Genomic DNA, 18,277 nt, shown 5'->3' with positions numbered 1-18,277 from the left:
TGCGATGACCGCCCATACCGATCCGCGCACCAGCGACAGCTCCGTCTTCCCCGATCCGGTCTACAAGGAGACGGTGCTGCGCCCGCTCTTCGACGCGGTTAGGACCCATCATGTCGAGGGCTTCCGCGCGGTAGATCGCGCCCATCTCGTCATGCTGGCCGAGACCGGCATCCTGTCGCGCGAGACGGCGTCCGGCATTGCCCGCGCCCTGATCGAGATCGAGCGCGAGATCGATCCGGCAGCTCTGACCTATACCGGCGAGGTCGAGGATTATTTCTTCCTGGTCGAGGCCGAGCTGCGCAAGCGCCTGAAAGCCGACGACAATGGCCGCCTGCACACCGGCCGCTCGCGCAACGATATCGAGCACAGCCTGTTCAAGCTGGCGCTGAAGCCCCGGCTCGACAAGCTCGCAGCCCAGCTGCGCGCGCTGATCGCCGCCGCATTGACGCTGGCAGAGCGCGAGAAGGCGACATTGATCGTCGCCTATACCCATGGCCAGCCGGCCCAGCCTTCGACGCTCGGCCATTACCTCTCGGCCGCCATCGAGGTGATGCTGCGCGACCATCAGCGCCTGGTGCAGGCGCGCGAATTGCTCGATCTCTGTCCGTTGGGGGCCGCCGCGATCACCACCTCGGGCTTCCCGCTCGATCGCCACCGCACAGCGCATCTGCTCGGCTTCAAGGCGCCCTTGCAGAATTCCTATGGCTGCATCGCCGCGGTCGACTACGTCACCGGCGTCTTCAGCGCGGTCGAGCTGGTCTTCCTGCATCTCGGCCGACTAATCCAGGACCTGCAGTTCTGGACCGCCTTCGAGGTCGGCCAGATCTATGTGCCGAACGCCTTCGTGCAGATCTCCTCGATCATGCCGCAGAAGCGCAATCCGGTGCCGATCGAGCATCTGCGCCATCTCGCCTCGCAGACGGTGAGCCGCGCCCGCCTGGTTCGCGACGTCGTCCACAACACGCCCTTCACCGACATGAACGACTCAGAGGGCGAGACCCAGGAAGCCGGCTACCAGAGCTTCGAGAGCGGCGGGCGCGTGCTCGACCTGCTCGCGGCGCTGCTGCCGGCGCTGTCGGTCGACAGTCGCCGCGTCGCAGAGACCATCCGCCGCTCCTGCATCACCATCACCGAGCTCGCCGACACGCTGGTACGCAAGGAGAACCTCTCCTTCCGTGCCGCCCACGAAGTCGCCTCGGCCGTGGCGCGTGCCGTTGTCGCCAGGGATGGCGACCTGCCTCGCGACGGCTACGAGCCGTTCGCCGAAGCCTTCCGCCATGCCGCCGGCCGTGAACCAGGTCTCAGCCGCGAGGACTTCGCCACTGCGGTCTCGCCCGAGAATTTCGTCGCGTTGCGCGAGCGCTTCGGCGGACCGGGACCGAAGGTGTTGGGCGAAGCGCTCGCCGGCTACCGCACCGAGCTCGCCGCAGCCGAAGATGCCGCCACCGCAACGGCGAAGCGCGAGCAGGCCGCCCGCCGCGAGCTCGACGCCGCCTTCACCGCGCTTGCAGGAGCCGCCTGATGGCCGGAATCGCGATCGACAAGCTGGTCAAGCGCTATGGCGCGACGCAGGTCGTGCACGGCATCGACCTGACGATCGAGGACGGCGAGTTCGTCGTCTTCGTCGGCCCCTCCGGCTGCGGCAAGTCGACGACCTTGCGCATGATCGCCGGGCTCGAGGACATCAACGACGGCACGATCTCGATCGGCGGCCAGGTCGTCAACCGGCTCGAGCCGAAAGAGCGGAACATCGCCATGGTGTTCCAGAACTACGCGATCTACCCGCATATGAGCGTCGCCGAGAACATTGCGTTCGGCCTCTACACCTCCGGGCTCGACAAGGCCCAGAAGCGCAAGCGCGTCGAGGAGGTCGCCGAGGTGCTCGGCCTGACGAAGCTGCTGGAGCGCCGCCCGTCCGCGCTGTCGGGCGGACAGCGCCAGCGCGTCGCCATCGGCCGCGCCATGGTGCGCGACCCCGCCGTCTTCCTGTTCGACGAGCCGCTCTCCAATCTCGACGCGCAATTGCGCGCGCAGATGCGGCTCGAGATCAAGCGCCTGCACCAGCGGCTCGGCACCACCATCGTCTTCGTCACCCACGACCAGGTCGAGGCGATGACGCTGGCCGACCGGATCGTGGTGATGCGCGACGGCCATATCCTCCAGGTCGGTGCGCCGATGGAGCTCTACGAGAAGCCCGCGGATGTCTTCACCGCCCGCTTCATCGGCTCGCCGACGATGAACGTCGTGCCGGCGAAAGCGACCGCGGACGCTGGGCGCAGTACGCTGCAGCTCGGTGAAACCCCGCTCGCCTGGTCCGGCCTGCTCCCGCCAGAAGTTCTCGTCGGCGTCCGGCCGCAGGAGCTGCGCGTGCTGGAGCAGGGCGAGAGCGCCGACCTCGTCCTCTCCGGCACGGTCGTGGTCGTCGAACCCCTCGGCCCGGAGACCTTCGTGCATGTCGAGGCTGAAGGCGGGCTGCTGCTCGCCTCGGCCTCGGCCAAGCATCCGCCTATCGTCGGCAGCGCCGTCAGGCTCGGCGCCTCGGCCTCAGGCTTGCGCCTGTTCGACGCCAAGAGCGAGCGCGCCTTGTGACGTCCCGGCTACCTCGGCCGGACGGCCTCGTCCTGAGCACCGGCCGGCTCTATTGCGATCTCGTTTTCCGCGGGCTGGACGCGATGCCGCGCCTCGGCGAGGAGCGCTTCGCCGATGAGGTCGCGGTCGTGCCGGGTGGCGGCGGCTTCATCACGGCCGCACATCTTGTCGGGCTCGGCCGTGCTGCCGCTTTGCTGGCGCGCCTTGGCGAAGACCCGTTCTCGCAATCGCTCCTGCCGGCGCTCGAAGGCAGCGGCATCGATCTCGCCTTCCTGGAGCGCGCGGCCGATGCCGGCCCGCAGCTCACCGTCGCGATGGTACAGGATAGCGAACGTGCCTTTCTATCGCGGCGTGCCGGTGCGGCTCGACCGGCGACGCTTCCCGCCGCGCTCGGCGACGTCCGCGCCTGCCACCTCCATATCGCCGAATTCGCGACGCTGGCCGAGATCCCGCCTCTGGTGACCGATGCCAGGCATCATGGCCTCACCGTCTCGCTCGATCCGAGCTGGGACGACACGCTGATCCGCTCGCCCGATCTCGTCGCGCGCTGTACCGGCGTCGATGTCTTCCTGCCGAATGCCTCCGAAGCCCGCGCGATCGCGGCCTGTGACGATCTCGACGAAGCAGGACGGCGGCTCGCCCGACATTTTTCGCTCGTGGCGATCAAGGATGGCGGCGCCGGCGCCCGCCTCTATCAGGGCAATGAGCACCTTACGCTTCCCGCCGCGCCGTGCCAGGCCGTGCTCGACACCACCGGCGCGGGTGACGCCTTCAATGCCGGCTTCCTCGCCGCCTGGCTCGCCGGGAGGACGCCCGAGCGCGCGCTCGCCGAAGGCATCGCCTGTGGCACGCTCTCGGTCCAGAGCGTTGGTGGTGCCGGCCGCAAGCTGGACCCGCGCCAGGTCGCCCGCATCGCCGATCAATTGCTCGAAACCCCGTTGCGTCGCCATGGCTAAGACTCTGCTCACCAGCGAGGCGGCCGAGGCCGCCGCCGTCGCGCGCCGGCAGCTTGCCGAGAACACTGCGGTCATCGCCGACCTCGTCCAGCGCCTGCGCATCAAGCGGCCGGCCTTCGTCGCGACCTGCGCCCGGGGCTCCTCCGATCACGCCGCGACCTATGGCAAATACCTGATCGAGCGCGCGCTCGGCTTGCCCGTCGCGTCGTTGGGCCCGAGCCTCGCCTCGGTCTATGGCGGCGAGCTCGACCTCTCCCGCGCTCTGTTCATCGCCGTCTCGCAGTCCGGCCGCAGTCCCGATGCGCTGCTGCTGACCGAGGCGGCCAAGCGCGCCGGTGCACTCGTCATCGGCTTCGTCAACGACGAGACCTCACCCCTCGCCGGCATGGTCGACATGCTCGTGCCGCTGCGGGCGGGGCCCGAACGCAGCGTCGCCGCGACCAAGAGCTTCCTCGCCACCTGCCTCGCCTTCTTGCATCTCGCGGCGGAATGGGCACGGGATGAAACCCTGTCCGCTGCCCTGACGCAGGCACCCGAGGCTCTCGACGCCGCCGGGCGCTGCGACTGGACACCGGCCCTGCTGTCATGGCGCGAGGCCAGGAGCCTCTATGTGATCGGCCGTGGTCTCTCCTTCGGCATCGCCCAGGAGATCGCGCTCAAGTTCAAGGAGACCTGCCGCATCCATGCCGAGGCCTTCAGCGCCGCTGAGGTGCTGCACGGTCCGCTGGCGCTGGTCGGGCCCGGCTTTCCGGCGCTGGCGCTCGACCCGGGCGACGAAGGCAGCGAGAGCGTCTGCGCCGCAGCTACGGCCTTCACAGGCCTCGGAGCCGATCTGCGCTATGCCGGTGGCGGCACCGGCCCTGGAGAAAACCTGCCGCTACCGCCCGGACTACCCGCCGCCTTGCTGCCGTTGGCGCAGGTTCGCGCCTTCTACGGCGCGCTCGCAGCGCTGGCCGAAAGCCGCGGCCTCGACCCCGACCGTCCGCTCCACCTCTCCAAGGTGACGCGGACGATCTGAGGCAGGCTTACTTCCCAAGCACGAGGTTAGGCAGCCAAGTGGTCAACGGCGGCCATAGCGTGATTGCGGCCAGCACCGCGAGCAGCGGGATCAGCCAGGGCACGATCGCCCGCGACATCGCCTCGAACGAGATCTTGGCGATCTTCGCGGTGACGAAGAGCACGACCCCGACCGGCGGCGTGATCGTGCCGATCATCAGGTTGAGCACGAAGATCAGGCCGAACTGGATCGGGTCGATGCCGAACTGCGCCGCCGCCGGCGTCAGGATCGGGATCAGGATCAGCATCGCCGCCAGCGCTTCCATGAAGCAGCCGACGAAGAGCAGCAGCAGGTTGACGATCAAAAGGAACATCAGCGGATTGCCGGCGAGGTCGACCAGCATCGGCCCGACCGTCTGCGGGATGCGCGAGATCGACAGGCACCAGCCGAGCGCCGCCGCCGCCATCACCAGCGCCAGCACGACGCCGGTCGTCTCGACGGTCTGCACCACGAGTTCGGGCAGGTCGTCGAGCGAGAAGCTCCGGTAGACGAAGAGCCCGAGCACGATCGCATAGGCTGTCGCGACCGCCGCGGCTTCCGTCGGCGTGAAGATGCCGGCCATCATCCCGCCGAACAGGATCACCGGCGTCATCAGCGCCCAATGCGCTTCCTTGTAGGCGACCCAGAGCTGAGCGCCGCCCGGGAAAGGATGGCGCGGCAGGTCGCGCTTTTTGGCGATATAGACCACCATCGCCATCAACGCGCCGGCCATCAGCAGGCCCGGGATGACGCCAGCGAGAAAGAGCCCGCCGATCGAGACGTCGGCGCTGACGCCGTAGATCACCATTGGCAGCGAAGGCGGGATGATCGGCCCGATCGTCGCGGAGGCGGCCGTGATCGCGGCGGCCGTCTCGGCGTCATAGCCCTCGTCCTGCATCGCCTTGATCTCGAGCGTGCCGACGCCGCCGGCATCGGCCACGGCCGAGCCCGACATGCCGGCGAAGATCACGCTGGCGAGGATGTTGGCGTGGCAGAGCCCGCCGCGCAGCCAGCCGACGCAGGCCGTGGCGAAGGCGAAGATCCGGTCGGTGATCCCGGCCGAATTCATGATGTTGCCCATCAGGATGAAGAGCGGCGCCGCCAGCAGCGGGAAGGAATTGGCCGATTGCGCGATCTTCTGCGGCACGATCCCGAGCGGGAAGCCGCCGAAGAAGGCGAAGGCGACCGCCGCCAGGCCCATCGAGACGAAGAGCGGTACGCCCATCAGCAGCGCGATGAACCAGACCGGCAGAATCTGCAGCATCAGCGTCGTCATAGCGGTTGCGTCCCCGGCTCGGCGGTCTCGATCTTGCGGCCGGCGAGGACGTCGCCGATCTCGGCCAGCGCCTGCAGGATCAGTGCGAGGCCGGCGAGCGGCATCACCACATAGAGCGCCGCGCTGCTGACCGGCAGCGCGATCGATTCAACGTCCCAGGTCCGCTCGATCAGGCCGAAGGAGTAGCGGATCAGGATCGCGGCGAAGACGATGATCGCGACTTGCGTCACGATCTCGAGCAGGCGCCCCGCCAGCTTCGGCAGCAAGTCGGCGAAGACGGTGATCCGGATATGCGAGCGCCGCCGCGCCGCGATGATCCAGCCGACAAAACCAGTCCAGACGAGGAGGTATTGCGCGAGTTCGTCCGTCCAGGCGAGCGGAGCGTTGAGCTGGCGCGAGGCGACACCGAGCAGCACGGCGACGAGCAACGCCAGCAGCAGGGCGACTGCGGCGGCGCGCACTAGGCGATCGGAGAGAGCGACGAGGGATTTCACGGAACGGCGGTCCCTGATGTCAGATGATCGGAATTCCGGGTACTGTCGTCATGCTCGCCCTTGTGGCGAGCATCCACGTCTTGAACACCACGCTCGATCAGCGAGGCGAAGACGTGGATGGTCGGGACAAGCCCGACCATGACGGGCAGAATGGAAGCGCCTCACAGCGCCGCGAGCGCGTCCCAGGTGCCCTTGCCCCATTTGCTCTCGAACTGCTTCGGCAGAGTGGCGAGCACCGGCTTGCTGAAGCTTTCCAGGTCCGGTTCCGTGACGGTCATGCCGGCGGCCTTCAACGTTGCGACGAGGCTGCCCTCCTGGCTCGAAAGCTCGGCATCCTGCCAGGCGACGCCATTGGCGATGGCAGCCTCGACGATCGTCCGATCGGCGTCCTTCAGCCCCTTCCAGAAGTCCTGGTTGATGACGATCAGGCGCGGCGTGATGATGTGACCGGTCAGGATCAGGTGCTTCTGCACCTCCTGCAATTTGGCGCTGTGGATGGTCGGCAGCGGGTTTTCCTGGCCGTCGACCGCGCCCTGGCTCAGCGCCAGGTAGAGTTCGTTGAAGTTGACCGGCGTCGCCTTGGCGCCCCAGGCCTCGACCATGGCGCGGAAGGTGTCGACCGGCGGCACGCGCAGCTTTAGGCCAGCAACGTCGGCGGCGCTTTTCACCACTTTTGAGCCCGTGGTCAGGTGGCGCTTGCCGTAATAGGTCACCGCCGCCATGCGCATGCCACGCTTCTTGATGAGCTCCTCGTTCATCTGGGTGAAGACCGGTGCCTTGGCGACCTTGCTCATATGAGCCGGGTCGCGCCAGAGATAGGGCGCCTCGACCACCGAGAGCTGCGGCAGGAACGAGCCGAGCGCAGCCGCCCCGTCCGTCGTCATGGTCAGCGCACCCGAAGCGACCGATTCCATCATGTCCTTGCCGGAGCCGAGCTGGCCGGCCGGGAAGGATTGGATGTCGACGCGGCCCGAAGTCTTCTCCTTCACCTCCTTGGCGATGCGATCGACCATCTGCACCTGCGGATGGGTGATCGGCAGCATCTCGCCCCAGCGCATCACCGTCGCCTGGGCGCGTAGCACGGTCGGCATCGCGATCATGGCGCCGCCGGCGGCAGAGCCAGCAAGAAAGGCGCGTTTCGTCAATCTGGTCATCGTCGTTCTCCTCCCTGTGCGGCCGGTTTTTCCAGCTCGCTCTTCCAGCGCCTTTGTCTCGATCGGCGCCTGATCGCTAGTCAGTAGCTCATCGCCCTCGTCCGGGCGTTGTTGATGTGCTCGCTCATCGCGGCTGCGGCCGCCTCCGCATCGCGCGCTTCGATCGCAGCGATGATCTTGAGATGGTCCTGCATCACCGGGATCAGGATGTGGTTCTGGATGCGCGTCTCGTATTGCCGGATCAGCCTGATCTTCAGCCAGGTGACGCGGAAGGCCTGGCTGACGATATCGTTGTCGAGATGATCGATGATCATCTCGTGCATCAGCCGGTCGACATCCTCGGCGTCCTCGATCAGCGTCTCGTCGCCGCCGGCCTCGGCGCGGCGGATGATCGCCTCGTGCCGTTCGCGCTGCTCGGCGATCTCGGCATCGGTCGCGTTCTTGGTATAGGCGGCGGTCGCCTCCTTTTCGAGGAAGAGGCGGAACTGGAAGGCGTTGCGGATCAGGTTGAGGTCGACATGGGCGACCTGCATGCCCCGCTGCGGCACGGTCTTGATCAACCCCTCCGCCTCGAGCCGCGGGATCAGCTCGCGGATCGCGCCGAGCGGGAAGCCCGTCATGGCGACGAGCTCGCGCTGGGTGACGAACTGGCCCGGCCGGATCTCGCGTGCGAGCAGCCGCTCGGTGAAGCTGGCATAGGCCCGCTCCCTGAGCTTCAGCGGCTCGCCCTCGCGGTCCGGATCGGGCTGGCTCATCGCGTCCTCCTTAGGCAGCTTTCGCTCGGGTGATCCGGTCGAAGGCGGCGAACAGCGCCTTGCGCTGGCCCTCGTCGAGCGCGGTCAGCGGCGCCCGCATCGGGCCGTAGCCGCCATCGCCATGGAGATGGCCGACCAATGCCTTCACCGCCGGCAGCACCGGATAGGAGCAGATCTCGTCGACCAGCTCGTTCACCGTGGCGTTCTCGGCGCCTTCGTAGACGATCGGACGCAGAAGATGCGGCACGAGGTTGGCGACGCCGCAGATCGAGCCCTGGGCGCCGGCCCGCACCGCCCGGCCGAGCAGGCGCTCGTCGCCGACCAGGATGGCGAGCTCGCCATGCGCCTTCAGGAAGGCCTCGGTCGTCGGGTAGTCGCAGGAGGAATCCTTGACGCCGGTGACGACGCCCGGAAACGCCTTCTTCAGCCGCTCGACCAGGCCGACCGATATCTCGACCGCCGTGACCGAGGGGATGTGGTAGAGGATGGTGTTGCGGGCGGAAGACCCGAGCTTCTCGAAGAACTGCGAGAACCAGGCGTATAGCCCCTCGTCGCCGACGCCCTTGAAGTAGAAGGGCGGCGCGACCAGGAGACCCTTGGCACCGACATTGAGCGCCGTCTGCGCCTGGTCGACCGCCTCGTGCAGCGAGGCGGCGGCGACGCCGGCATAGATCTGCGTCGCCGGGTCGATGCCGGCGCCGACCAAAGCGCCGAGCATCGCCGTGCGGGCCGGGGCGCCTAGCGCTGCGCCCTCGCCGGTCGTGCCGAACAGCGTGACAGAGTCGCAGCCATTGGCGAGGACGTGGCGGGCATGATGGACGAGCCGCGGCAGGTCGACGGCGCCGCCTTCCCGCATCGGCGTGGTGATGGCGCAGGAGAGGCCGAAGCGGTTGGGGTTCAGAGCCATTGCGAAGCGTCTTTCCGTGAGATGTCCAGTTAAGGCGTTGGGAAGGTCAGGCGCGCAGCAAGATCAGCGCCAGCGATGTCAGCCATCCTTGAGCCCTCCGGCGGAGAGGCCAGCGACGATCTCGCGCTGGGCGAGGACGGTCAGCAGCAGGACGGGCAAGGTGACGAGCAGGGCGGCCGCGGCGAGCGGGCCCCAGGAGATCTGCTCGAAGGTCAGCGAATTGTAGACGGCGGACGGCAGCGTCCGGCTCGCCTTGCCGCCGAGCACCACCGAGAAGATGAAGTTGTTCCAGGAGAAGATGAAGGCGAGGATGCCGCCGACGACGATGCCGGGCCGTGCCAGCGGCAGCGCGACATGGCGGAAGGCCTGCCAGGTCGTGGCGCCGTCGATGCGCGCGGCGTCCTCGAGCTCCATCGGCACGTTCTCGAAATACCCGATCATGATCCAGACGATGATCGGGATGGTGATGACGAGATGGGTGATCACCAGCGCGGTCACCGTGCCGACCAGGCCGGTGATCTGGAACAGCAGGAAGAGCGGGATCAGATAGGACAGCGCCGGCGTCATGCGCGCGACCAGAATGAGGATCGCGAACTTATGCGCCTTGCCGCGCGCGATGCCGTAGCCCGCCGGCACGCCGACAGCGAGGCCGATCAGCACCGCCCCGCCCGTGACCAGGATCGAATTCCAGAGATAGAGCGCGAAATTGTTCTTGGCGAAGACGTCGACATAGTTCGCCAGCGTCGGCGGGCTCGGGATGAACACCGGCGGAAAGGCGGTGTTGTCGAGCTCGTTCTTGAACGAGAGCGAGATCATCCAGAGGAAGACCAGCACCGCCGGCGAGACCAGCACGAAGACGGAGGCGTAGAAGCCGAGCTTGGTGGCGAGGCGCTTCATCACGCGTTCCACTTCGACTTCTGGCGCGCATAGAGCAGCAGCAGCGACAGCATGATGATGATGACGAAGAAGATCACCACAACGGCGGAGGCGTAGCCGATCTTGTAGAACTGGAAGGCCTGCAGATAGAGGAAGATGTTGAGCGTCTCCGACGCCGTCCCCGGCCCGCCCTGGGTGATCACGAAGATCGTGTCGAAGGCCTTCAGCGCATCGATGGTGCGGATGACGATCGCGACCATGATGAACGGCCAGACCAGCGGCAGCGTGATGTGGCGGAACATGTGCCAGGCATTGGCGCCGTCGATCAGCGCGGATTCATAGGGTTCGCGCGGCAGGCCGGCGAGGCCGCCGAGCACGATCAGCATGACCAGGGGGGTCCAGTGCCAGACCTCGACCAGGATCAGCGTCGGGATCACGGTGTTGGGCGAATAGACCCAGGCCTGCGGGCCGATGCCGACCAGCGAGAGCAGGTAGTTCAGCACGCCGAGCTGGGGGTGGAACATCATCGTCCAGACCAGCGCGACCGCGACCGGCGTCGCCATCATCGGCATGACGAAGATCGTGCGCAGCAGGCCGCGGAACGGGAATTCGCGATGGAAGACCAAGGCCGCCGCGGTTCCGAACAGGATCGGCAGCACGACGGCGAGCACGGTGAAGTAGAAGGTGTGCCCCATCGATTCGATGAAGCGTGCGTCGCGGAAGAGCTCGGCGAAGTTCTGCAGGCCGACGAATTCCGGCCCGCCGCCGATCTTCCAGTCCTGGCTCGACATGTAGAGCGTGAACAGCCAGGGGAAGACGATCACGCCGGCGATGATCAGCACCGCCGGCAGGGAGAACAGCCAATAGCGCGGCGTGAAATCCGCCGAGCCCGCCGCAGGGATCTGCACGGGGCTCGCGAGGCTGGTGGCTGGCAGGGTGGTGCTGGTCATGGTGCCTGTTCGTTCAAAGCCCGCCGCATTCGATGCGGGCACTTTCCCTCCCCCTTGTGGGGAGGGGAGAGGGGTGGGGGTGGTGCCGCTTGGTGATCGCGAGCCCGACGAGGCGGAAGACCTGCTTTGCCGAACAGGCCCGTGAAACCCTGTCGAACTCCGGCTTTGCGACCCCCACCCCTGCCCCTCCCCACAAGGGGGAGGGGTTCTCCGCGCGTATCCCTCAGCCCTGCTCGCTCTTGACCAGCACCGGCGCGAAGGCCTCCGTCGCCTTCTTCAATTCGGCCGCGACGTCGGCACCACCGATCGCATTGGTCAGCGCCACGCCGAAGACATCGCGGAACTCGGTGACCGGGACGATCTGCGGCAGCGCGGCGCGGGCGATCTTGGCCGAGTTCAGCAGGCAGTCGAAATACTGCTTGCCGAACTTCGACGCCTCGATCGTCGCCTTGTCGAGATAAGCCGAGGAGCGCGCCGGCGCGCCGGCGCCCGCCTTCAGCATCGCGAGCTGCTGCGCCTTGTTGGTCATGAACTGGATGTAGAGCCAGGCCGCCTCCTTCTTCGAGGAGCCGCGCGAGATGCCGATGCCGTCGCCGAACATGCCGGCATGGTGCGCCTTCGGCCCGGGCGGGGTGACGCCGTAGCCGACCTTGCCGACGATGCGCGACTTGCTGGGGTCCTCGAGCGGGGTCGCAAAACCGATGCCGTCGAGCCACATCGCGGCGCGGCCCTGCATGAAGGTAGTCTGGCACTCGTTCCAGTTGAAGCCGACCTGCCCGACCGGGCCGGTATCCTTGTTGAGCTTCTTGTAGAGCTCGCCGGCCCAGACCGCCTCCGGCGTGTCGGTCAGGAGCTTGCCCTCGGCCGAAGTGGTTTCGATGCCCTGGCCGAGCACCAGGCAGGCCCAGACCGGGACGTTGGCGTTCTTCAGACCGCGCGAGACGAAGCCGGCGACACCCTTGGCGGGATCGTGCAGCTTGGCGGCAGCGACCGCCATCTCGTCCATGGTCTTCGGGAAGGCGACGCCCTTCGCGTCGAAGAGTTCCTTGTTGTAGTAGACCATCCAGTAATCGACGAAGAAGGGCAGCGTATCGAGCGCCCCGTCGCTCTGGCGGGCATAGGCCACGGCGCCGGCGCCGAAATCGTCGAAGTTGAAGTCCGGCGAGGTCAGCGAGGCATCCTTGATGAAGGGCGTCAGGTCCGCGAACCACTTACCCTTGGCAGCCATGCGCTTCTGCACATGCAGCGAGATGCCGCTAACGTCGAAGCTCGGCTTGCCCGAGGCGAATTCGATCACTGCCTTCTGGCGCTGCTGCTGCTCCGGCACCTGCTCGGCCGAGACCTTGATGCCGGTGAGCTCGGTGAACTCCTTCTCGGCCGCCTGCATCAGGTCGGAGCGCGGGTTCTTGACCAGGAGCACGTCGATCGACTGGCCGGAGAAGCGTTTCCAGTTGAAGGCGGCCTGGGCGCGCGCCTCGCGCAGCACCAGCGGCGAGGTGATCGCGCCGGTCGCGCCGAGCGCAGCGGCTCCGCGCAGCAGGCCACGCCGCGTCGGCTTGAGAATATCGGTCATGGACGTCCTCCCTGGACTGATGCGGCCATTGCCGGCCGTCTTGATCCCGTTCCGGCAAGCAGGCTCTCCATTGCCAAGCCGCGGGAATAGAGCGCACGCTAGTGCGGATCGAAGACGGTTGCAAGCTGACATGTTGGCGTGCACATAGTGATGCAACACGACCGAGTACCCAGCCCCGATGACGACTTCCACGCTCGCTTCCCGCCCCCTCGGCCGCTCCGGTCTCAAGGTCACCACGCTCGGCTTCGGTGGTGCACCGCTCGGCGATCTCTTCGCCCGTCTCGACGAGACGACTGCGATCGCCACCGTCGAGGCAGCGCTTGCGGCCGGCATCAACCTCATCGACACCTCGCCGCTCTATGGTCACGGCCTCTCTGAACACCGCATCGGAGCGGCATTGCGCCGCTCGGGGCGCAAGGACGTGGTTATCTCGACCAAAGTCGGCCGGGTCGCCGAACCATTCGCCGGCCGCGGCGACGGCTCGGGCTATCTCGGCGGCCTGCCGCACGGGCTTCGCTTCGATTATTCCTATGATGGCACCATGCGCTCGCTGGAGCAGTCGGCGCTGCGCCTCGGCGTCGACCATATCGACGTCGTCCTGATCCACGACGTCGACATCTGGACCCACGGGCCCGACCAGATCGAGAAGCGCTTCGTCGAGGCCATGGACGGCGCCTATCGCGCCCTCGACGAACTGCGCGCCGCCGGCACGGTCAAGGCGATCGGCGTCGGCGTCAACGAAGCCGAGATGTGCGAGCGCTTCGCGCATGCCGGCGATTTCGACACCATGCTGCTCGCCGGACGCTATTCCCTGCTGGAACAGCCCGGTCTCGCCTGCTTCATGCCGCTAGCGCAGGAGAAGGGCATCGGCCTGATGCTCGGCGGCGTCTTCAACTCCGGCATCCTCGCCACCGGGCCGGTCGCCGGCGCCAGGTACAACTACCAGCCGGCGCCGCCCGATATCCTCGCCCGCGTCGCGGCGATCGAGGCGGTTTGCACCCGCAATGGCGTGCCGCTGCGCCGTGCGGCCCTTCAGTTCCCGCTCGGCCACCCGTCCGTGGCAAGCCTGGTGATGGGCGCCGTCAAGCCCGAAGAGGTCGAGGATCAGGCTGCCGAGCTCGCGGCCAAGGTTCCGGCCGCGCTCTGGACGGAACTGAGAAGCGAGGGTCTCCTGGGCGCCGATGTCCCGGTCCCGGAATGACGCCATGCGCATTGACGCCCATCAGCATTTCTGGAGCCTCGCGCGCGCCGATTATGGCTGGCTGACGCCGGCACTGGGCGTAATCCATCACGATTTCGGCCCTGCCGATCTCGCGCCGCTCCTTGCCGAGCATGGCATAGAGCGCACCATCCTGGTCCAGGCGGCGCCGACCGAGGCCGAGACAACTTTCCTGCTCGAGATCGCCGCAAGCACCCCCTTCGTCGCCGGCGTCGTCGGCTGGACCGATTTCGACGCACCCGATGCGGCGGAACGGATCGCAGATCTGGCCGGTAATCCGCGGCTCCTTGGGCTGCGGCCGATGGTGCAGGACATCGTGGACGACGACTGGCTGGCCCGACCTGAGCTGGGCTCGGCCTTCACCGCGATGGCGGCGCACCACCTCGTCTTCGATGCGCTGCTGAAGCCGCGCCACATCGCGCCGATGCTGACGGTGCTGGAGCGCCACTCGGACCTCGCCTGTGTGATCGACCATGGCGCCAAGCCTGATCTCATCGCCGACGATCTCGCCGGCTGGCGGGCCGGCATCGCGGCGCTCGCCGCCCATCCGACCCTGTTCTGCAAGCTCTCCGGCCTCGTCACCGAAGCAGGCCCGGACTGGACGCCGGAGACGCTTCGGCCGGTCGTCGAGCACCTCCTAGCCACCTTCGGTCCCGATCGGTTGATCTTCGGCAGCGACTGGCCTGTGGTGACGCTGCGCGCCTCCTATGCACAATGGCTCAAGGCTGCCGAAATTCTCCTCGCCGGCCTCACAGAGGCGCAGCGCGCTGCCATCTTCGGCGGCAATGCCGCAAAACTCTACCTCTCGCAGCGCGGACGCGGCTGATGCTGACCGTCATTGCGAGTAGCGAAGCGACGAAGCAATCCAGGGGCAGCAGAGCTCTACGTCCCCCTGGATTGCTTCGCTGCGCTCGCAATGACGGCGGGGCACATCAATGGTGACATCGACATGCTGAAAGACATCGACCCCGTCCTGTCCGCCGACCTGCTCTGGGTGCTCGCCGCCATGGGCCATGGCGACGACCTCGCATTGGTCGACGCCAACCACCCGGCCGAGAAGATCGCGCGCGCCACCACGAGCGGCCGGCTGGTGCGCCTGCCGGGCCTAAGCATGCCACGTGCAGCCCGAGCCATCCTCTCCGTGCTGCCGATCGACGAATTCGAGCTTCAGCCAGCCCGGCGCATGCTGGTGGTCGGCGATGCCGCCGCGATCCCGGATGTCCAGCGCCAGGTTCAGACCGAACTCGACCGCGCGCTCGGCCGCATCGAGCCGCTCGCCGGCATCGAGCGCTTTGCCTTCTACGAGGCCGCAAAGCAGGCCTTCGCGGTGGTACAGGTCGGCGATCCCCGCCCCTATGGCTGCTTCCTGTTCCGCAAGGGCGTGATCGCGGGCGAGCCGGACTGAATCGCTCAGCCCTGACCGATCAGGGCCAGGAACCCGCCGGCGATCGCAAGATTGGCGACGAAGCCGTTGATGCGGTTGGCCCGGTCCAGCCCCTGATGGTCCCAGAAATTGTTGAACATCGGCGTCGCCGCCAAGAGGAAGGCGAGCAGCGTGCCGGCCGCCAGCGCTATCTGAATGCCGCACAGGATCATGGTGCCGGCGACGAGTTGCCAGGCAATCCCCAGCCACAATGTCGCGGCCGGCAGCGGCACGCCGCGCGCCTGGATAAGGCTCGTCAGCAAATTCCTGTTGATGATGTTGCGCAGGCCGGCGAAGGCAAAGCTCCCGCCCAGGAGCAGCCGCCCGGCGACACCCGCAGCATCAGCCAAAAAGTTCTCCGGTCCCATAATTCACCCTCGTCTGGCGGCACGCGCTCTCCAGGGCGACATTGCCGCTGAAGCACTTTCCACAAGGACGAGGCAGCTGGGCTTGTTGTGACATGCCAGCAGAACTTTTTGTGAAATGGACCGGACCCGCGATAGCCGACACCGGCAAGCGCTACGGCTTCGCAGCAGCCCCCGGCATCGAGATCACCTTGCCGTCGGGCAGGATGATGTCACCCGGCTTCTGACCAGGCCCGCAATCGCCGACCCGCTTGGCCTCGACCACGAGCTTGCGCTCGACCGGCCCCGGCTGTCCGGGCATGCCGGTGAGCTTGGTGGTGCCTTCGGTACGCACGGTCGCCTGGAAATCGCCGGTGACGACGCTGCTGCCGACCGCGGTGATCTGGCCTATCGTGCACTCTGTGGCGACGGCATAGCCGGTCGCGGTCTTCTTGACCTCGATCTTCGCACAGGCGCCGCCGGTCATGCCGCCCAGCATGGCGCGGTCGGTTCCAGGACCGACACATTGCTTGGCGACGGTCTCGCCCTCGGCACCCTTCGATCTGGTCTCCCACAGTCCGGCTTTGCGTTGCGGAAGCTCTTCGGCGAATGCCGGAACGGATCCGAGAATGCCGGCCGCGATGATGACGGCGTGTGCCCTCATGTTTTGTCTCCTCACTGCCGGAAAGGACCGACTCATGAGGCAAGACAGAGCGAGGGCGGACGGCGATTTTAGGGCGGCCGACCAGCAACGTTGAAGGAGCGTCCCGGCACCTTGGCGGCCACGCAAAGGCGACGATGCCTCACGCCCCCTGTTGACGCTTTTTGTGGCACATGTCTTGCTGCCGCCCCTGACGAAGAAAAAAGAGGCGAAGGCCTCGTTCGGATCAGACTGATCGATATCAGCAGAGGGGATCACCGATGGATGAACACAAGTTGCGTGAGCTGGTTGCGGGCGTGAAGGATGGTGCTGTTTCGCGGCGCGCCTTCATTCAGCGATTGGCTGCCGTCGGCATCACCGCGCCGATCGCATCGCAGATTCTGGCCTGGAACGACGTCGCGATGGCGCAGGCCTCGCTCGCCTACAAGCCGACCAAGGCCGGCGGCGGCGGGCCGCTCAAGATCCTGCTCTGGCAGGCGCCGACGTTGCTCAACCCGCATTTCGCCAGCGGCACGAAGGACCAGATCGCCGGCCGCATCTTCTTCGAGCCGCTCGCCGGCTGGGACAAGGACGGCAACCTCACGCCTCAGCTCGCAGCCGAGGTTCCGACCCGGGCCAATGGCGGGCTCTCCGAGGACGGCAAGGTGGTGACCTGGAAGCTGAAGCAGGGCGTCAAATGGCATGACGGCAAGCCCTTCACCGCCGACGACGTCGTCTTCACCTGGGAATACGCCGCCGACCCGGCGACCGCCGCCTACACCACCGGCTCCTACACCAACATCAAGGTCGAGAAAGTCGACGACCACACCGTCAAGGTCATCTTCAAGGAAGCGACACCGTTCTGGGCCGATCCCTTCGTCGGCGTCGTCGGCCAGATCATCCCCAAGCATCATTTCGGCGAGTACAAGGGCGCCAAGTCGCGCGAGGCGCCGGCCAACCTCAAGCCGGTCGGCACCGGCCCGTACAAGTTCGCCGACTTCAAGCCGGGCGACATCCTCACCGGCACGCGCAACGAGGACTATCACGTCAAGAACCAGCCGCATTTCGACACGATCGAGGTCAAGGGCGGTGGCGACGCGGTCTCGGCGGCCCGTGCCGTGTTGCAGACCGGCGAATTCGACTATGCCTGGAACCTCCAGGTCGAGGACGAGGTCTTGAAGCGCATGGAGACCGGCGGCCGCGGCAAGGTCAGCGCGGTCGCCTCGGGCGACATCGAGTTCATCATCCTCAACACCACCGACCCGTGGACCGAGGTCGACGGCGAGCGTTCCAGCATCAAGACCAAGCATCCGACCCTGTCGGATCCCAAGGTGCGCGAGGCGATCAACCTCCTGATCGACCGCGACTCGATCCAGAAGTTCATCTACGGCCGCGGCGGCACCGCGACGGCGAGCTTCGTCAACGAGCCCAAGCAGTTCAAGTCGCAGAAGCTCAAATACGAGTTCAACGTCGACAAGGCCAACAAGATCCTCGACGACGCCGGCTACAAGAAGGGCTCGGACGGCATCCGCGAGAAGGACGGCAAGAAGCTCAAATACGTCTACCAGACCTCGATCAACGCTCCGCGCCAGAAGACGCAGGCGATCATCAAGCAGGCCTGCCAGAAGGTCGGTATCGACCTTGAGCTGAAGTCGGTCACGGCGTCGGTGTTCTTCTCCTCCGACGTGGCGAACCCCGACACCTACACCAAGCTCTATGTCGACATGGAGATGTACACCACCACGCAGCCGCAGCCCGATCCGGAGCGCTTCCTCAACCAGTTCGTCTCATGGGAGATCGCCACCAAGGAGAACAAATGGCTGGGCCGGAACGTCTCGCGCTATTCCGACCCGGCGGCCGATGAGGCCTACAAAGCTGCGCAGAAGGAACTCGACCCGGTCAAGCGCGCCGCGCTGCTGATCAAGGTCAACGAGATCTTCTGCGAGGCCAATGTGATCCTGCCGCTGCTCTCGCGCACCCGCGTCGCCGCCTCGGTGACCAACCTGATGCACGATCACAGCGGCTGGGACGTCGACACCTGGAACGTGGCCGCCTGGTATCGCAGCTGACGCCGGCTAAACCGCT

The 18,277-nt window shown here is 66.6% G+C and carries 18 protein-coding genes; 8 read left to right on the top strand and 10 right to left on the bottom strand.

All coding sequences use genetic code 11. From position 1 onward, the window contains the following. Nucleotides 1–4: 4 nt before the first annotated feature. From B6S44_RS13245 to B6S44_RS13230, 4 genes are read left to right on the top strand one after another with little or no spacing between them, the layout of a single operon-like run. Nucleotides 5–1,522: an argininosuccinate lyase gene (locus B6S44_RS13245; protein ID WP_129157362.1), complete on the top strand. Its 1,518-nt coding sequence runs from the start codon at nt 5–7 to the stop codon at nt 1,520–1,522. After that, nucleotides 1,522–2,589, top strand: coding sequence for an ABC transporter ATP-binding protein (locus B6S44_RS13240; RefSeq protein ID WP_129157361.1), 1,068 nt, complete (start codon nt 1,522–1,524; stop codon nt 2,587–2,589). Before B6S44_RS13245 ends, B6S44_RS13240 begins: the two co-directional genes overlap by 1 nt. Beyond that, a complete protein-coding gene (locus B6S44_RS13235) occupies nt 2,586–3,545 on the top strand; it encodes a carbohydrate kinase family protein (RefSeq protein WP_248309579.1) in 960 nt (319 codons plus the stop codon). Before B6S44_RS13240 ends, B6S44_RS13235 begins: the two co-directional genes overlap by 4 nt. Further along, nucleotides 3,538–4,563: an SIS domain-containing protein gene (locus B6S44_RS13230; protein WP_129157360.1), complete on the top strand. Its 1,026-nt coding sequence runs from the start codon at nt 3,538–3,540 to the stop codon at nt 4,561–4,563. The genes B6S44_RS13235 and B6S44_RS13230 overlap by 8 nt, the downstream gene beginning before the upstream one ends. Nucleotides 4,564–4,570: 7 nt before the next feature. Here the strand turns inward: B6S44_RS13230 and B6S44_RS13225 are convergent, their stop codons facing one another. From B6S44_RS13225 to B6S44_RS13190, 8 genes are all read right to left on the bottom strand, one after another. After that, nucleotides 4,571–5,857, bottom strand: a complete 1,287-nt coding sequence (locus B6S44_RS13225; protein ID WP_129157359.1) for a TRAP transporter large permease — start codon at nt 5,855–5,857, stop codon at nt 4,571–4,573. After that, nucleotides 5,854–6,351 carry a TRAP transporter small permease gene (locus B6S44_RS13220; RefSeq protein WP_129157358.1) on the bottom strand — a complete coding sequence of 166 codons (498 nt, stop codon included), beginning with the start codon at nt 6,349–6,351 and terminating at the stop codon, nt 5,854–5,856. Before B6S44_RS13220 ends, B6S44_RS13225 begins: the two co-directional genes overlap by 4 nt. Nucleotides 6,352–6,512: 161 nt before the next feature. Beyond that, nucleotides 6,513–7,505 (bottom strand): sialic acid TRAP transporter substrate-binding protein SiaP, encoded by a 993-nt coding sequence (locus B6S44_RS13215; protein ID WP_129157357.1) that lies wholly within the window; start codon nt 7,503–7,505, stop codon nt 6,513–6,515. An 80-nt stretch (nt 7,506–7,585) separates the two neighbouring features. Next, complete coding sequence (locus tag B6S44_RS13210) at nt 7,586–8,260, bottom strand: GntR family transcriptional regulator (protein WP_129157356.1); 675 nt, start codon at nt 8,258–8,260, stop codon at nt 7,586–7,588. A 10-nt stretch (nt 8,261–8,270) separates the two neighbouring features. Beyond that, entirely contained in the window at nt 8,271–9,167 is an 897-nt protein-coding gene (locus tag B6S44_RS13205) for a dihydrodipicolinate synthase family protein (protein WP_129157355.1), read from the bottom strand. Nucleotides 9,168–9,245: 78 nt separating this feature from the next. Beyond that, a complete protein-coding gene (locus B6S44_RS13200; RefSeq protein ID WP_129157354.1) occupies nt 9,246–10,064 on the bottom strand; it encodes a carbohydrate ABC transporter permease in 819 nt (272 codons plus the stop codon). Continuing rightward, a complete protein-coding gene (locus B6S44_RS13195) occupies nt 10,064–10,993 on the bottom strand; it encodes a carbohydrate ABC transporter permease (RefSeq protein WP_129157353.1) in 930 nt (309 codons plus the stop codon). The genes B6S44_RS13200 and B6S44_RS13195 overlap by 1 nt, the downstream gene beginning before the upstream one ends. A 223-nt stretch (nt 10,994–11,216) precedes the next feature. Further along, on the bottom strand, nt 11,217–12,566 hold the full coding sequence (locus tag B6S44_RS13190; RefSeq protein WP_129157352.1) for an ABC transporter substrate-binding protein: 1,350 nt from the start codon (nt 12,564–12,566) through the stop codon (nt 11,217–11,219). Nucleotides 12,567–12,744: 178 nt separating this feature from the next. Between B6S44_RS13190 and B6S44_RS13185 the strand changes: the two genes are divergently transcribed. The 3 genes from B6S44_RS13185 to B6S44_RS13175 all read left to right on the top strand — a co-directional run bounded on the left by B6S44_RS13185 (nt 12,745) and on the right by B6S44_RS13175 (nt 15,190). Then, nucleotides 12,745–13,767, top strand: coding sequence for an aldo/keto reductase (locus tag B6S44_RS13185; protein WP_129157351.1), 1,023 nt, complete (start codon nt 12,745–12,747; stop codon nt 13,765–13,767). 4 nt (nt 13,768–13,771) lie between these two features. Beyond that, the gene (locus tag B6S44_RS13180; protein ID WP_129157350.1) at nt 13,772–14,611 is read left to right on the top strand and encodes an amidohydrolase family protein; all 840 of its coding nucleotides are present in this window, start codon (nt 13,772–13,774) and stop codon (nt 14,609–14,611) included. Between the two features lie 123 nt (nt 14,612–14,734). Continuing rightward, nucleotides 14,735–15,190 carry an RbsD/FucU family protein gene (locus B6S44_RS13175; protein WP_129157349.1) on the top strand — a complete coding sequence of 152 codons (456 nt, stop codon included), beginning with the start codon at nt 14,735–14,737 and terminating at the stop codon, nt 15,188–15,190. A gap of 5 nt (nt 15,191–15,195) precedes the next feature. On the opposite strand, the gene B6S44_RS13170 is transcribed toward B6S44_RS13175, so the two are convergent. Further along, nucleotides 15,196–15,558: a DoxX family protein gene (locus B6S44_RS13170; RefSeq protein ID WP_349236370.1), complete on the bottom strand. Its 363-nt coding sequence runs from the start codon at nt 15,556–15,558 to the stop codon at nt 15,196–15,198. A 169-nt stretch (nt 15,559–15,727) separates the two neighbouring features. After that, a complete protein-coding gene (locus B6S44_RS13165) occupies nt 15,728–16,216 on the bottom strand; it encodes a DUF3617 domain-containing protein (protein ID WP_129157347.1) in 489 nt (162 codons plus the stop codon). A 257-nt stretch (nt 16,217–16,473) separates the two neighbouring features. Between B6S44_RS13165 and B6S44_RS13160 the strand changes: the two genes are divergently transcribed. Beyond that, entirely contained in the window at nt 16,474–18,261 is a 1,788-nt protein-coding gene (locus B6S44_RS13160; RefSeq protein WP_129157346.1) for a peptide ABC transporter substrate-binding protein, read from the top strand. Nucleotides 18,262–18,277 lie beyond the last annotated feature (16 nt).

This window comes from Allobosea sp. Tri-44 (genome assembly GCF_004123845.1).
Lineage (GTDB): Bacteria > Pseudomonadota > Alphaproteobacteria > Rhizobiales > Beijerinckiaceae > Allobosea.
Note: the sequence above shows the minus strand (reverse complement) of the source record. Positions and strands in the feature narration are given on the sequence as shown.

Bases quoted from the DNA above. Each gene is read 5' to 3' on its own strand.
- B6S44_RS13165 (WP_129157347.1), bottom strand. From the start codon at position 16,216: ATGAGGGCACACGCCGTCATCATCGCGGCCGGCATTCTCGGATCCGTT.
- B6S44_RS13175 (WP_129157349.1), top strand. From the start codon at position 14,735: ATGCTGAAAGACATCGACCCCGTCCTGTCCGCCGACCTGCTCTGGGTG.
- B6S44_RS13225 (WP_129157359.1), bottom strand. From the start codon at position 5,857: ATGACGACGCTGATGCTGCAGATTCTGCCGGTCTGGTTCATCGCGCTG.
- B6S44_RS13180 (WP_129157350.1), top strand. From the start codon at position 13,772: ATGCGCATTGACGCCCATCAGCATTTCTGGAGCCTCGCGCGCGCCGAT.
- B6S44_RS13190 (WP_129157352.1), bottom strand. From the start codon at position 12,566: ATGACCGATATTCTCAAGCCGACGCGGCGTGGCCTGCTGCGCGGAGCC.
- B6S44_RS13245 (WP_129157362.1), top strand. From the start codon at position 5: ATGACCGCCCATACCGATCCGCGCACCAGCGACAGCTCCGTCTTCCCC.
- B6S44_RS13195 (WP_129157353.1), bottom strand. From the start codon at position 10,993: ATGACCAGCACCACCCTGCCAGCCACCAGCCTCGCGAGCCCCGTGCAG.
- B6S44_RS13185 (WP_129157351.1), top strand. From the start codon at position 12,745: ATGACGACTTCCACGCTCGCTTCCCGCCCCCTCGGCCGCTCCGGTCTC.
- B6S44_RS13215 (WP_129157357.1), bottom strand. From the start codon at position 7,505: ATGACCAGATTGACGAAACGCGCCTTTCTTGCTGGCTCTGCCGCCGGC.
- B6S44_RS13240 (WP_129157361.1), top strand. From the start codon at position 1,522: ATGGCCGGAATCGCGATCGACAAGCTGGTCAAGCGCTATGGCGCGACG.
- B6S44_RS13160 (WP_129157346.1), top strand. From the start codon at position 16,474: ATGGATGAACACAAGTTGCGTGAGCTGGTTGCGGGCGTGAAGGATGGT.
- B6S44_RS13230 (WP_129157360.1), top strand. From the start codon at position 3,538: ATGGCTAAGACTCTGCTCACCAGCGAGGCGGCCGAGGCCGCCGCCGTC.
- B6S44_RS13200 (WP_129157354.1), bottom strand. From the start codon at position 10,064: ATGAAGCGCCTCGCCACCAAGCTCGGCTTCTACGCCTCCGTCTTCGTG.
- B6S44_RS13210 (WP_129157356.1), bottom strand. From the start codon at position 8,260: ATGAGCCAGCCCGATCCGGACCGCGAGGGCGAGCCGCTGAAGCTCAGG.
- B6S44_RS13205 (WP_129157355.1), bottom strand. From the start codon at position 9,167: ATGGCTCTGAACCCCAACCGCTTCGGCCTCTCCTGCGCCATCACCACG.